The sequence below is a fragment of the Heyndrickxia vini genome, assembly GCF_016772275.1.
Taxonomy (GTDB): Bacteria; Bacillota; Bacilli; order Bacillales; family Bacillaceae_C; genus Heyndrickxia; species Heyndrickxia vini.
On the sequence record NZ_CP065425.1, the window covers coordinates 1158537 to 1172541 of the forward strand.

The 14005-nt window shown below is 34.7% G+C and carries 15 protein-coding genes; all 15 read left to right on the forward strand.

Going from position 1 to position 14005, the window contains the following annotated elements; genetic code table 11:
* Nucleotides 1-100: 100 nt before the first annotated feature.
* The 15 genes from I5776_RS05690 to I5776_RS05760 all read left to right on the forward strand — a co-directional run bounded on the left by I5776_RS05690 (nt 101) and on the right by I5776_RS05760 (nt 14002).
* Nucleotides 101-1222 (forward strand): AAA family ATPase, encoded by a 1122-nt coding sequence (locus tag I5776_RS05690; RefSeq protein ID WP_202779369.1) that lies wholly within the window; start codon nt 101-103, stop codon nt 1220-1222.
* Nucleotides 1218-2483: a TadA family conjugal transfer-associated ATPase gene (locus tag I5776_RS05695; RefSeq protein ID WP_425490372.1), complete on the forward strand. Its 1266-nt coding sequence runs from the start codon at nt 1218-1220 to the stop codon at nt 2481-2483. The genes I5776_RS05690 and I5776_RS05695 overlap by 5 nt, the downstream gene beginning before the upstream one ends.
* Nucleotides 2480-3424, forward strand: a complete 945-nt coding sequence (locus tag I5776_RS05700; RefSeq protein WP_246483937.1) for a type II secretion system F family protein — start codon at nt 2480-2482, stop codon at nt 3422-3424. The genes I5776_RS05695 and I5776_RS05700 overlap by 4 nt, the downstream gene beginning before the upstream one ends.
* Nucleotides 3425-3432: 8 nt before the next feature.
* Nucleotides 3433-4293 carry a type II secretion system F family protein gene (locus I5776_RS05705; RefSeq protein WP_246483989.1) on the forward strand — a complete coding sequence of 287 codons (861 nt, stop codon included), beginning with the start codon at nt 3433-3435 and terminating at the stop codon, nt 4291-4293.
* Between the two features lie 35 nt (nt 4294-4328).
* The gene (locus I5776_RS05710) at nt 4329-4526 is read left to right on the forward strand and encodes a Flp1 family type IVb pilin (protein WP_202779371.1); all 198 of its coding nucleotides are present in this window, start codon (nt 4329-4331) and stop codon (nt 4524-4526) included.
* Nucleotides 4527-4537: 11 nt separating this feature from the next.
* Nucleotides 4538-5161, forward strand: a complete 624-nt coding sequence (locus tag I5776_RS05715) for a TadE/TadG family type IV pilus assembly protein (RefSeq protein WP_202779372.1) — start codon at nt 4538-4540, stop codon at nt 5159-5161.
* Between the two features lie 38 nt (nt 5162-5199).
* On the forward strand, nt 5200-7395 hold the full coding sequence (locus tag I5776_RS05720; protein WP_202779373.1) for a DUF5702 domain-containing protein: 2196 nt from the start codon (nt 5200-5202) through the stop codon (nt 7393-7395).
* Between the two features lie 21 nt (nt 7396-7416).
* Nucleotides 7417-8085 carry a DUF4352 domain-containing protein gene (locus tag I5776_RS05725; protein WP_202779374.1) on the forward strand — a complete coding sequence of 223 codons (669 nt, stop codon included), beginning with the start codon at nt 7417-7419 and terminating at the stop codon, nt 8083-8085.
* A 126-nt stretch (nt 8086-8211) separates the two neighbouring features.
* Complete coding sequence (locus tag I5776_RS05730; RefSeq protein WP_202779375.1) at nt 8212-8871, forward strand: DUF4352 domain-containing protein; 660 nt, start codon at nt 8212-8214, stop codon at nt 8869-8871.
* A gap of 42 nt (nt 8872-8913) precedes the next feature.
* A complete protein-coding gene (locus I5776_RS05735) occupies nt 8914-9564 on the forward strand; it encodes a DUF4352 domain-containing protein (RefSeq protein WP_202779376.1) in 651 nt (216 codons plus the stop codon).
* A gap of 131 nt (nt 9565-9695) precedes the next feature.
* On the forward strand, nt 9696-10346 hold the full coding sequence (locus tag I5776_RS05740; protein ID WP_202779377.1) for a DUF4352 domain-containing protein: 651 nt from the start codon (nt 9696-9698) through the stop codon (nt 10344-10346).
* Nucleotides 10347-10536: 190 nt separating this feature from the next.
* On the forward strand, nt 10537-11106 hold the full coding sequence (locus I5776_RS05745; RefSeq protein ID WP_202779378.1) for a DUF4352 domain-containing protein: 570 nt from the start codon (nt 10537-10539) through the stop codon (nt 11104-11106).
* A gap of 106 nt (nt 11107-11212) precedes the next feature.
* A complete protein-coding gene (locus tag I5776_RS05750) occupies nt 11213-11776 on the forward strand; it encodes a TadE/TadG family type IV pilus assembly protein (protein ID WP_202779379.1) in 564 nt (187 codons plus the stop codon).
* An 18-nt stretch (nt 11777-11794) separates the two neighbouring features.
* Nucleotides 11795-12316, forward strand: coding sequence for an A24 family peptidase (locus I5776_RS05755; RefSeq protein WP_202779383.1), 522 nt, complete (start codon nt 11795-11797; stop codon nt 12314-12316).
* A gap of 24 nt (nt 12317-12340) precedes the next feature.
* Nucleotides 12341-14002, forward strand: coding sequence for a DUF6382 and FHA domain-containing protein (locus I5776_RS05760; RefSeq protein ID WP_202779395.1), 1662 nt, complete (start codon nt 12341-12343; stop codon nt 14000-14002).
* Nucleotides 14003-14005 lie beyond the last annotated feature (3 nt).

A 14005-nucleotide genomic window follows, 5' to 3' on the forward strand; every position in this document is an offset into this window, starting at 1 on the left:
TGTGTATTTTTTCCTGAACCCATTTTAGTATAATTTTAGTATTACTAAATAAATGGAATTTATTAAGAATTTATCATAAAGAGGAAGTAGGTGGTTTTATATGAAAAAATTACAACTGATACTATTGGACTCGGATTCTCTTTATCTAAAATCCTTTGGTGAGTATATTTTGTCCTCGAATTTAAATGCAAAATTCGATGTGAAGTTGTTTTCAAATACGTTAAGTTTCAAGCAACATTTATCTTCCGGCCAAACATATGATGTGTTGCTTATTCAGCCATCATTGTATGACTCTGGAATCATAGGCAATGAAAAAGGTTTAGTTGTTTTGTTGAAAGAGGAAGAAGCCGCTGAAGAAGGTCCGCTATTTTCCGTTTTTAAATATCAACCTTTAAATCAGCTCATCTCATCGATTTTGTCAGTCTATTATGAGAACCATTCAAGTCTATCAGGGTATTCAAGAAATGGGGGCAAAACAAAGGTCATTTCTATATACTCACCATCCGGTGGTTCAGGAAAATCGACTATTTCTGCAAACATGAGCAGGCAACTCGCATTAAGAGGGGATAAAGTTTTCTACTTAAACCTAGAATTAATGAATACAACATCGCTTTATTTTCGTTCTCAACAGGATCAACCATCACTGCAAATACTTTATTATTTGAAAGCAAGACCGAATCAACTATTAGCGAAGGTGGAAGCTCTTAAGAAATATGATCCGGAATCAAAAGTTGATTATTTTGATTTGCCCCCGTGTCCGGATGAAATGATGGCGATCACAAAAGAAGAAACAAAAAGATTAATTCACGCACTAATTGAAACACAAAGTTATGATTACATTATTATCGATTTAGATAGTGCCATCCATGACAGAATAGCTGCAGCATTTGAAGAAAGCAGTCTTATTATCTGGCTGTTAAACAATGATTTGCAAAGCTTCCATAAAACTTCTGCCTATATTGAGCGAATGAATGAAATCATTGGTACGGATCATGATATCGAGGGAAAATTGGCCTTCATAATGAACCGCTTTAACGGACAATTCCCTGAAGCATATATGAAATACAATCTTCCAATTCAAGGATATCTGTCGAATATTCAAGAGTGGGCTCTTGGAACAGAACCGCAACAACAATACTATCATCCTCTTTTTACACAAGAATTACTATCAATTGTAGAAGATATTGTTGTTAGGAATCAGGTGGGTGTGACGATTGATTAGTGAAAAAATAGTAAAGGATATTATCCAAAGGCTTAGAGAAACGTTAGATTTAATGCATTCCATTCCAAATGAGGAATTACTGGAATATGTCGAAACAGCCGTATTTGAATACGCGCAAAAAAATCGGATAAATTCTGAACAAATTCAATGGTTAGTCGAAAGAATTTATCATGCCTTTCGCGGTTATGATGTCATTCAGCCGTTGATCGATGACAAATCAATTACCGAAATTATGGTCAATAACCATAAGGAAATTTTCATCGAACGTGATGGAGAAATTTCTCAAGTTCCTATAGAGTTTGAAAGTCAACAAAAGCTAGAGGACATTATTCAAGCAATCGTCTCAAAAGTGGACCGTGTTGTTAATGAATCCTCACCAATCGTTGACGCAAGACTTCATGATGGATCGCGGGTAAACGTTGTTTTGCCACCTATCGCATTAAAGGGCCCAGTTATGACGATTCGTAAATTCCCTGAAAAAGCTCTAACGATGGAGGACTTAATCGAGAAAAAGGCAATCACAGAAGAGGTTGCTACATTTTTACAAGATTTAGTCATAGCGAAATACAATATCTTTATTGGGGGAGGTACCGGTTCTGGGAAAACGACCTTTCTGAACGTGCTTTCCAATTTCATTCCACACCAAGAACGGATTATTACGATTGAAGATTCAGCTGAGCTTCAAATTAAAAATGTTCCTAATCTAGTAAGCATGGAAACTAGGAATGCCAATACTGAAGGAAGAGGTCAAATATCGATTAGGGAACTGATCAAAACATCTCTACGGATGCGTCCGAACCGAATTATCGTAGGGGAGGTACGTGGGGAAGAAGCGTTAGATATGCTCCAGGCAATGAATACTGGTCATGATGGTTCATTATCAACAGGCCATGCCAATTCAACGACAGATATGTTAAGCCGTTTGGAAACAATGGTACTAAGCGGAGCAAGCCTTCCAGTTCAAGTAATCAGGAAGCAGATTAGTTCTGCAATTGATATTATGGTCCATCTAAGTAGATTACGAGACAATTCCCGAAAAGTTGTCGCGATTAGTGAGTTAACTGGATTAAAAGACGGAGAAATACAGGTGAATCCACTCTATGAATTTATCGAAGAAGGAGAAAGTCCCGAAGGCGAAATCATTGGGCGTTTGCTGCCAACGGGGAATCATCTGCAAAGCATCTCAAAGCTTAAACAAGCGGGAATTTATAATGAAGAATATCCGCATGAAAAAAATAATAGGCTGGTGATGAATGAATGAACGGGGATTCCTTGATTCTTTTATTACTTCCAATTATTTTCGGCGCTTACTTTTTATTGAAGCATCGAAAAAAGAAGAAAGACATGACGGCGATAGAAGAGGATGGAAAAAAAGCGGATCAAGGTCCATCTTTAGTGCAAATTGCTGTTGAAAAAAAACAAGAAGCCAATCGGAATCGATATCGAAAAGTCGAAGGGCATTTAATCGATTACTCAAAATATCACCTAAGCACAAAAGAGTATTTGTTTTATTCATTAAGTGCCATGATTGTTCTTTTCTTAATCGGAATTCTATTCTATGAAAATATTTTTATCGCATTAATTGTAGCAGCATTAGGATTATTATTTCCGAAAATGCAAAGGAAGAAACTTCTTAGAAAAAGAAAAGAAAAACTTTCTGTTCAATTTAAAGAAGCAATCGCATCACTGTCCTCTTCTTTAGCTGCAGGGAGATCAATCGAAAACAGCTTTAAAGAGGTAGTAAATGATTTAAAACTGTTATATCCGGATCCAAATACTTACATTATTCGAGAATTTGAAATTATTAATCGTCGTATTGAAAATGGTGAAACGATTGAAAGGGCGATTGAAGATTTTGCCCTGCGGTCAGATATAGAGGATATTATGAACTTTTCAGATGTCTTTATTACATGTAAACGAACAGGTGGAAACTTAGTGGAAGTGATTCGTCGAACTGCGGATGTTATTAGTGAAAAAATTGATATCCAGCAGGAAGTTCAAGTAATGGTTGCCCAGAAAAAATTTGAATCGCGAATTTTATCAGTTATGCCAATTGGAATGATTGCCCTATTAAAATACAGTTCAGGAGATTACCTGGCTCCCCTGTATAAGAATTTAGGTCCAGTTATAATGACCTTTTGCTTAGGTTTGCTTGGCTTCTCCTACTGGTTAAGTCAACGAATTATGAATATTAAGGTGTGATGCACTTGGTGATTTATGGATTATTTACATTCGTACTTATCGCTATCTATTTTACTTTTTCAGTTGCAGCGAGAAATAAATATGACCTTATTTTAGAAGAATTTAAGGGTGAGTACCCACTTATGTTTATGGCACCGGTCTCCATGCATATTTTAACAAAGTTTCGAATCATGGAGCGCTTTCATACGCAAGCAGCTAATATACAACAAAAAATGATTAGTCTTCATGGAAGCAGAGAAGCATTCAAGCATACAAGAATGTTTATTGTGCAACTTGTATCGATTATTCTTATCTGTTTGCTTGGTTCGTTTTTACTCGCTCTGCTCACTGGGGATCATCTATTATTTGCAGTCGGAATGTTCTTTACCATTCTCCTTCCCGCGTTTCTAATTAATCAGCTATCCAATAAAGAGAAGGAACGCAAGCATAAAATATTGCTGGAATTACCTGAGTTTGTTAATAAAATTATCCTACTCGTAAATGCAGGAGAAACGGTGCAACAAGCATTCATTCGTTGTGTGGAGATGAAAGAGAACAATCTTGAATCACCCTTATATCATGAGTTAACAGAAACGGTTAACCGTTTAACAAGTAATGAACCCTTTCCACATGTATTAAATGAATTAAGTAAAAAATGTGCCATACAGGAAGTAGCTATATTTACCACAACCGTTTTGCTTAATTATCGTAAAGGGGGTCAGGATTTAATTCTATCCTTGCGCGAGCTATCACACGACTTATGGGAAAAAAGAAAGAATATCTCAAAAACGAAAGGGGAAGAAGCATCTTCTAAATTAGTATTCCCCTTAATCTTAATCTTTGTGGCAGTTATGATTATTGTTGGTTATCCGGCAATAAGCATTATGTAAATATAAATAGAATGATTGAATTGGAGGATATTAGGATGAAAAAATTGACGAATTGGTTTAAAGCATTTTGGAAGGATGAAGAAGGTCTGCAAACACTTGAAATCATGCTTATTATTGCCGTAATTGTTGTTATTGCGTTGGCATTTAGAGACAAAATTACAACTTGGGTTAAAAGTTTATTAGATTTTGGAGATAGCAAAGTAGGTCAATTCCAAACTGATTCAGGAAAATAGGAGTGTCATTCATGAAGAAGAAAGTATTTTCCTTTCTTAAAAATGACAAAGGAAGCTTCACAATCGAAGCATCGATGCTTTTTCCGATGCTTCTTATTATCACCTTATGCTTGATTTTTTTCAGTCTCGTGATTTATTACAAATCTATCCTGCAATTTGAAGCCAATCGAATTGCCGATCAAGTTTCCTTTACATGGAATAATAGTTCGAAGGATTTAGAAACAGGAGCCTTTGACACGTATACAACTGATTTAGATGATGGACTTTACTGGCGTCTAACAGGAAATGAATTTTTCACACAATTTGGTCTTCCATCCTTCTCAGATGGATTAGTTGGGAAAAAGACAAATCATAGCATAATTGATAAAATTCCAGGACCAATCGATGGGGATATCAAATTCAAAAATGGCCTTGTAGGCAGTGAGATTATTGTTAATCTGAATCAGCCGCTACATTTACCTGGTTATGTTACCAATCTATTTAAAATGGATGTAATGGAAGCGAAGGCAACGCGATCCATTTCCGAGCCGCCGGAATTCATTCGGAATACTGACTTTGTTATTTATTTTTTTAAAGAGGCAAAGCAGTATGGAGGTTATATTAAGCAATTTAAAAATAAAGGAAAGAAAAAATAAGTTGAGTGTACTTTCAATAATAGAAAGGAGGAGATTAGATGAAGTGGATGAAAAAATTGTTTCATAGATTTATTATCGATGAAAATGGAGCAGTCACCATTTATGCAATTGTCATTACTCTTCTCCTTTTTATTTTCAATGCTGTCTTAATCGACTTTATTCGCATTATGGTTGCTGAACGCGACACAGATAAAGCGGCAAAGGCAGCCGTTCGATCAGTTATGTCCGCCTATAATAAAGATGTTAAAGCATATGGTCTATTTGGTTTAAATGGCGAGAATGCAAATGATGAATTCAAAAAGGTACTCGATGAAAATTTAAAGCAAGAAGGCGATTATTTTCGATTTGTCGATACAAAGCCTGAAGAGTCAAAAGTTGTACTTAATGACAATCGGATGCTTTCTAACAAAACAACATTTGAATACCAAGTTCTTGAAGAAATGAAATACATAGCACCGATGGAAATCGGAAAATCCATTATTGAAGGGTTTTTAGCTGTATCAGAAGCGATGGAACAAGCATCAACCTATGCTGATATCGCAACAAGCATTCAGGATGATGTCGATAAACGGGAAGATTTGCTTGATAAAGTGAAATCAAAGTTAGAAATTGCAAAACAAAGAAATGATGAATTAAAGAAAATTGTTCAGGATCCACCAAGCTCAGATGGAAAGTTCCCCATCGTAAGAAATATGAAAGATATGCTAAAACATCTTAATAAATATAAAGAAATTAAAGAGCGTGAGGGTGACGATGAATCTGATAAGGATGATGATTCCGATAAGGAGGATGATGAAAAAGAAAAAAGAAAGCAAGATCAAAAAGATGCAAGAACCTATGAGAAACGAGTCAAAGAATTAGTAGAAACCTTTGAATTAAAATCAAATGCAATAAGGGAAGAGCTAAAAGAAGCAAAAGAGCTTCTTGAACAAGCTGAGGAATTAAATAAAACAGTAAAAAAGACAATTGATGACAAAAGGAAAGAAAATCAAGAAAATTATTCAAATGCCAATGAAGCGGCGAATATGAGAGAAAATGATCGTGGCAATGCAAATGGAGCCTTAAATAATATTGAAGAAGCGAATAAAAAACTAGATGATTATGTCATTGATGATGAGTTTTTCAACAAGCTGAAACGAAAAATTAATTTAGCGATTGATGAAGTGGAAACAAGAAATAATACGAATTTAGCAGGCTACATTAACCAACTAAAGGAAAAGGTTAATGGAAGTGGGCTTTACCAAGACACTTACGGCGTAGCATCTATTGCGGATAAACTTAGAGTCCATCATAATTTGCTAACCGACTTGTTAGAAGATGCCCTTGCAATTATTTCAGGTGACCGTCCCAAAATTAAAGATGAAGAAGTCGAACAAAAAGAAGAAGAAGCAGAAGAAAACTTGGATAAAGTAAATGAGGAGCTAGACAAAGCACTCGAAGAAGCCGAAAAATACAGCAAGGATAATGAGCTTCTCCAAGAGATTGCTAACTTAGTAGCCAAATATAAAGGATCTATCGAAAATAGCAAAAATGAATTTAATCGGGAAGACCCGGATAAAGTAGCTAAAGATGCCATGAGCTTCGTTGACAAAGTCTTTAATGCACTAGGTGATGCTCTTATCAACTCAAGAGACAAAGCCTATCTCAACGAATACATTCTAACCAAGTTTAAAAGCCATGATTTCTCAGTAAAAGGTGCAGACGGCATGTCCCTTGACAATAACCAAGTCGAATACATCATGTATGGACTAAACTCCACCGGTGCCAACTTCTCCGCTGCTATGACCGAACTATTCGCCTTCCGATTTGCGGTGAACTTTGTGGAGGCATTTACACAGCAATCTGTAAGATCATTTGGTCCATATATGTGGGTAGCGGCTTTGGCTTATGCATTGGAACAAACTGTTATCAACATAAAACTAATTAATGAAGGAAAACCAATACGGTTTTTCAATAAAATGAATATTTTTACTAGCTATAAAGATTATCTTAGAATCTTTTTATTTATGCATCCAGATGGCAATAAAATAGCAAGGACAATGGCCTTAATTGATAACGATACAAGTGCAGATCTTACTACCTTGCCCACTTATATAAGTGGTGAAGCAACTACATCAGTAAAACTATGGTTTTTACCAGGTGTAACTAAGATGTTAGGAAAAACCGGAATATTAAATGGGAAAGTAAAAGGCAACAGATTTATTATCGATAAAAAAGTAGATTATTCATACTAATTACTTGGAGGTTGAAGATATATGAAGAAAACTATCGCTTTTTTTGCAACTTTGGTTTTATTTGTAGGAATTTTATCAGGATGTAATTCTTCAAATAATCAGGGTAGTTCTAGCAATAAAAATAAAAATAATGAGAATACACAAGTAAATAAAGATTCAAATAATGCAACAGAACAAGATTCTGGAAATGAAGATAAAGAGAATACAGAAAAAAAGGAAGATAATAGTAAAAATTCTTCTTCCACGGGAAATTTCAAAGATCAGACAGATCTAAAAATTGGTGACACGGGAAAATTAGAAAGCACCTTAGGAAAATATGAAATAACAGTAAAGTCTATAAAACTTAAAAATGAAATAGGAGGAGAAGTATCACAAATAGATCACTTATTTTTAACAGAAATTACTATAAAAAATATTGGCGATCAACCAATCGATGCTGCTGAAACAATTGGTCTGTTAGAATTAACAGATGATTTAGAAGGTTCTGGTTCACCGAATGATTCTGATTTTTATAAAGTAAGTAAGCCATTTTCTGGGGAAATAAAGCCAGGTCAGACTATGACGGGAGAAGCAGTTTTTCAAGGATTAGATTCCAAAACCTATTATATTCGAGTAACTCCCGGATTAATTGCTGCAAGTGCTGTTAAAAATAAAGCGATTTGGACATTCAAAAAAAGTGAAGCTGAATAAAAGTAAGAATTTTCTTCTGTCTGGCAGTGAAATCTGTCAGACAGAAAGTGTTAATTCATCTAGTAAAATGAACGTCTTCGTTTTCCTAGATGAATTAAGACTAATCTTGGAGGGGTGGAGTATATAATGAGAAAACTCATGTGTTTTATTGGTACCATAATTGTATGTTTTAGTATATTAACAGCTTGTCAATCCACAGATGACAACAAAAAGGCAAGTGCTAAAAATAATGATAAAACTTCCCAAATAAAAGTAAATGATACAAATAAGCAATCAACGGATAATGAACAAAAAAGTAAATCGGATTTGGAGGGGAAAAATGGTGAAAGTGTTCCTTCTTCAGGAGATTTCAAAGACCAAACAGATTTAAAACTTGGGGATACAGGTCAAGTAGAAAGTACGGTTGGAAAGTATGAAATAACCATTCATTCCGTAAAAATGATAGATGAAATAGATGGGCAATCACCGAGTCTTGATCATTTTTTTGTTGTTGAAGTAACAGTTAAAAACATTGGAAACAAGCCAATAGATGCAATAGAACCAATTAAAACTTTAGAGTTGACCAGTAATCCGGACGGTGGAGGCAATGGTGATGATTCCTCGTTTTATAAAAGTATTAATGCCCTAACGGGAGTAATTGAACCTGGAAAATCAGTCTCTGGAGAAGCTGTTTTCCAAGAAATGGACGCAAAAACATATTATCTTAGAACTAATGTTGGCTTGATTGCCGCTAAAGCTGTAAAAAACAAAACAACTTGGACGTTTGAAAAAAGTGAAGCTAAATAAAATTAAGTGATTTCATGCAATCTTGGATGGGTGGAGTATAAAATGAAAAAAATCATATGTTTTGTTATAGCTATGATCGCATGTTTCAGTATTTTATCAGCATGCCAATCTTCTGATAACAACAAAAAGACAAGTGATAAAAATAATGATAAAACTTCGATAATTAAGGAAAATGATTCAAATAAACAATCATCTAATACTGAAGAAGGAAGTAAACCAGAAGATAATAGCAAAAATTCTTCTACCACGGGAAATTTCAAAGATCAGACAAATCTAAAAATAGGTGATACTGGCAAGGCAGAAAGTACAGTTGGAAAATATGAAATAACCATTCATTCGGTAGAAATGAAAGATGAAATTGAAGGCCAAGCACCGATGTTTGATCATCTATTTATAGCAGAAATCACTGTTAAGAATATTGGGGATCAACCTATTGACGCAATTGAACCGATAAAAACTTTAGAATTTTCAAGCGAAGAGAATGGCAGTGGAACAGAGGATTATTCTAGTTACTTTAACAGTATAAAAACTTTCTCCGGAAAGTTACAACCAGGTGAGTCACTTAAAGGGGAAGCTGTTTTTGATGGAGCGGATTCGAAAAAATACTATATAAGAACAAATGTCGGCCTTGTTTCTTCCAAAGCCGTAAAAAACAAAACGACATGGACGTTTGAAAAAAGTGAAGCCAAATAAAATTAGGGGATACCATTCATTCTGTCTAGCAGTAAAAACTGTTAGACAGAAAGTGTTAATTCATCTAGTAAAATGAACGTCTTCGTTTTACTAGATGAATTAAGACCAATCTTGGAGGTGTGGAGTATATAATGAGAAAAATAATGTGTTTTGTTATAGCTATAATCGTATGTTTCAGTATTTTATCAGCATGCCAATCTTCTGATAACAACAAAAAGGCAAGTGATAAAGATAACGATAAAACCTCGCAAGTTAAGGAAAATGATTCAAATAAACTATCATCTAATAATGAAAAAGAAAGTAAACAAGAAGATAATAGTAAAAATTCTTCTTCCACGGGGAATTTCAAAGATCAGGAAAATCTAAAAATAGGTGATACAGGCAAGGCAAAAAGTACAGTTGGAAAATATGAAATAACTATTCATTCGATAAAAATGAAAGATGAAATTGAAGGCCAAGCACCGATGTTTGATCATCTATTTATAGCAGAAATCACTGTTAAGAATATTGGCGATCAACCTATTGATGCAAAGGAACCGGTTGGTACATTGGAAATAACTGAAGATTTAAATGGATCGGGGTCCGGCGACGATTCACAGTTTTTTAACAGCGTTAAAACCTTTGAGGGAACGATAGAACCCGGTAAAACTGTTACTGGTGAAGCAGTGTTTGACGGTAGAGAGGCCGATACTTATTACATTCGAACAATTAGTGGATTAATTGCATCAAAAACAGTAAAAAACAATACCGTTTGGAGCTTTAAAAAAAGCGAAGCTAAATAATTAAACTTTTCCGGCAGACCCTGCTAATACTGCCGGAAAATGAGCTTTTATTTCATCTAAATAAATGAATTGGATCGTTTATTTAAATGAAATAAAAATTCATACGCTGAATTACCATGGATTCAATTAGATTTTACAAATGACAAAAATGTAGGGCAAGAAGGGATTATTAAACGGAGGTTCATTACAAATGAAAAAATTCTCAGTTATTGTTGGAGCATTGTTTTTAAGTTTCAGTATTTTATCAGCCTGTAATTCTTCAGGTGGCGAAAAGGGTAAATCAGAAGGAAATGATAATAAAGCTACTACTTCATCTGGTGAATTTAAAGATCAAACAAATCTTAAAATAGGTGAAACTGCAAAAGTGGAGAGCACAATAGGAAAATACGAAATTACGATAAATTCTGTGAAAATGAAGGATGAAATAGGTGGAGAAGCGTCTCAACTTGATCATTTTTTTGTGACTGAAATCTCTTTAAAAAATATTGGTGATCAACCAATAGATGCTTTAGATACAATTGGTATCTTGGAATTAACAGAGGATTTAAAGGGATCGGGTTATTCGGATGTATCTGAATCTGTTAAGGTAAGCAACCCATTTTCAGGTGAAATAAAACCAGATCAAACTGTTACGGGGGAGGCAGTCTTTGAAGGCTTGGATTCAAACGAAAATTATATTCGAATTAGCCCTGGATTAATAGCAGCAAAAGGGGTTAAAAATAAAGCAATTTGGAAATTTGAAAAAGCCGAAGCAAAATAATTAATCGTTTTCGGCAGGCCAGTTAAGTCTGCCTGAAAGATACCTCTTTTTCCATCTAGAAATCCAATAATTTACTATCAATACCTAGAAAGGGGGCGAGGGAGATATGTTAAAGAAATTTAGAAAGGATGACGATGGAAGTTTAACATTGGAAGCAGCAATGGTGATGCCGATTTTTCTTTTATTTGTTGTGTTTTTGGCTACGATTATACGAATTTCCGTTGCCGATTTGGCGTTAAGAAATGCTGTCAATAATACAGCAGAAATTCTTGCCACCCATGCGTATCCCGCCTATTTAGCAGAAAAAGCAGCAAAGTCCAAAATCGATGATACGATTAAGAACTACACACAAGATCAGTTTGATCTTGAACAGGCAACGAAGCTGGCAAAAGGCGTGCTAGAGAAATTCAATATTAATTTAATGGACTATGTATCTAGCATTTCAGGTGCTATTTTAACCCCGGTCGTTAAAGAAAATTTTAAAGAGTCTAATAAAGATCAATTATTTAAGGAAAATTCATTGGAAATTAAAGTGGAACCCCCATCAACATTAGAAAATTCATATATAGGTATCATAGGTACTTATCGGGTAAGTATTACCGCCCCATTTGTTAATAAAAAAATCACGTTACAAAAAAAGGCCTATGAACGTTTATGGACAGGATCTTAATAGAAAGGAGGGAAATTGGTGCAGTTACATTTATATGATTATTTTCTATTTTTCTACCTATTAATTGCCCTATATTTAGATGTTAAATATAGCAAATTGCCGAACTGGTTAACGGTTTCGGGAATGGCATTTGGAATCATCTATCACCTTCTTACAAATGGCATACATGGTCTTATTTTTTCAATTGCTGGATTACTAGTTGCAGGACTTATATTTATTATATTGTATGTGTTTAAAGCTATCGGTGCGGGTGATGCCAAATTATTTGCTGCTATCGGTTCATTTATAGGGATTGAAATGGTTTTATATCTGGCTATGTATTCGATTGTTTTTGCGGGAATTATCGGTGTACTGATCTTATTATTCACAAAGACCTTTTTGAGAAAATTAACTAATGCATTTATGGAAATTATGTCGTCTATCCTATCAAGTGATTTTCAATCACTGGAAGACTACAAGGTAAACAAAAGTACGAGGTTCCCATTCATGTATGCAGTGATTCCGGCAGTCCTTACGACGTATTATTTCTTTTACATATAAAAAATTAGCTAGGAGGAGATAAAAATGAAATCATCAATATATGGAATTGGTTATGATTTTTATCAAAAAAATGGTCATTACCTAATGCTTTACGAAAATCAAGGGGAACAATTATTAGGGGATGCACTTATTCCACTTCAAGTAAAAATGATGCAATCCAATCAAATACCAAATATTCTTCCTCTTTCAATCGAAGAACTGGATTTCAATATACGGTTATATTATGACATAACATCCAAACGTAATTTACAATCCTATTTAGACAATCATACACTTTCATCTTTTGATTTCTATCAACTATTTATAAATATCATTACAACGTTGGAACAAAGTAAATTGTATATGCTCAATGAACATCATTACATATTAAAAGAAGACTTTATCTTTATTGGTAAAGAAGTGAAACAACTCTATTTAACCTATTTACCTATCCAATCGTTTGAGAAGAAATCAAGTACGTTGGATGAGTTGAAAGAATTACTACTGCGGATTGTTAAGCAAGTTGAAAGTTTACAAGGAAGTGAACAAAAGCATATTTCCCAATATGTGGAGGATCCATCATTTAGTTTAGCAGGATTAAAGGAACTGTTAATCGATTTACAGAGGCTCCGTCCAACACCTTATACCAATTATCAAAATGGATTAGCAAATCAATCGATTCATTCGAATCAAATGAATACAGGAGTTCAAGGAAATTACGCGAACCAACCAAATGCCATAAGTCAGCAATCATCACCAGTACAAAATCAAGAAGTAAAAACAGATTCACAGCCACCGGCTAAAAAGAAGACAAAAGAAACGTTAAAAAAAGAAAAGCGCGGTTCAGCTTTTACGCAAAGACAAAAAGTATATATTATTGTCCTTGGCCTGCTGGCATTAACAATTATTTGGAAGATTTTCGAAGCAGTTCCTACCCAAATGATGTTATTAGTATGTACTGTCTTATCTGTTGCTGTTCTTGTAATTGGTGCAATCTTGCTTTTGAAGAAGGGGCAAAGCACATTAGCAGCATCAGAAGCGGCTGCCTCTAATCAAGCAACGGAAAATCCAAATTTTCAACAAAATGTCCCATTACCAGTCGGTGCAATGAATAATCAAGCATTTGTGCCAAATCCTCAGCAATCTCAGTCATATTATGGGGGAAGTACAACAAACATTCAAACAGCAACGAATATCATGGAACCTCCCGCGGTTCCTCCAATGACACAAACGGATAGTAAGCAAGCAAAGGTTGAAAAACCGATTCGAATCAAACAAACCGAACAAAAGAAACTAAACCCTATTCGTGAAGAACAATCTTTTTCACTAGATACAAATTTACTAGTCGAAAATGACGATACCGTATTGTTAGCAGACGAGATGGATGATGACTTCGTTCAACCGATCGTTGAACCCTATTTGGAAGTAGATCGAAATGGGGAAGTTGAACATATTAAGTTAACAGAAGATCATTTTATGATAGGCAGAAATGAAGCGGCAGTTGATTATGTAGAGGATAGTGTAGGGATTTCTCGAGTTCATTTAGAATTAATCAAAATTGATAATAGCTACGGTGTGAAGGATCTTGGATCAAGGAATGGAACGAAATTAAATGGAGAAACATTAATCCCATATAAAATCTATGCCTTAAACGAAGATGATTGTTTAACTATCGGCAAAGTGGAATACCGATTTAAGTGGGAGTAGTAA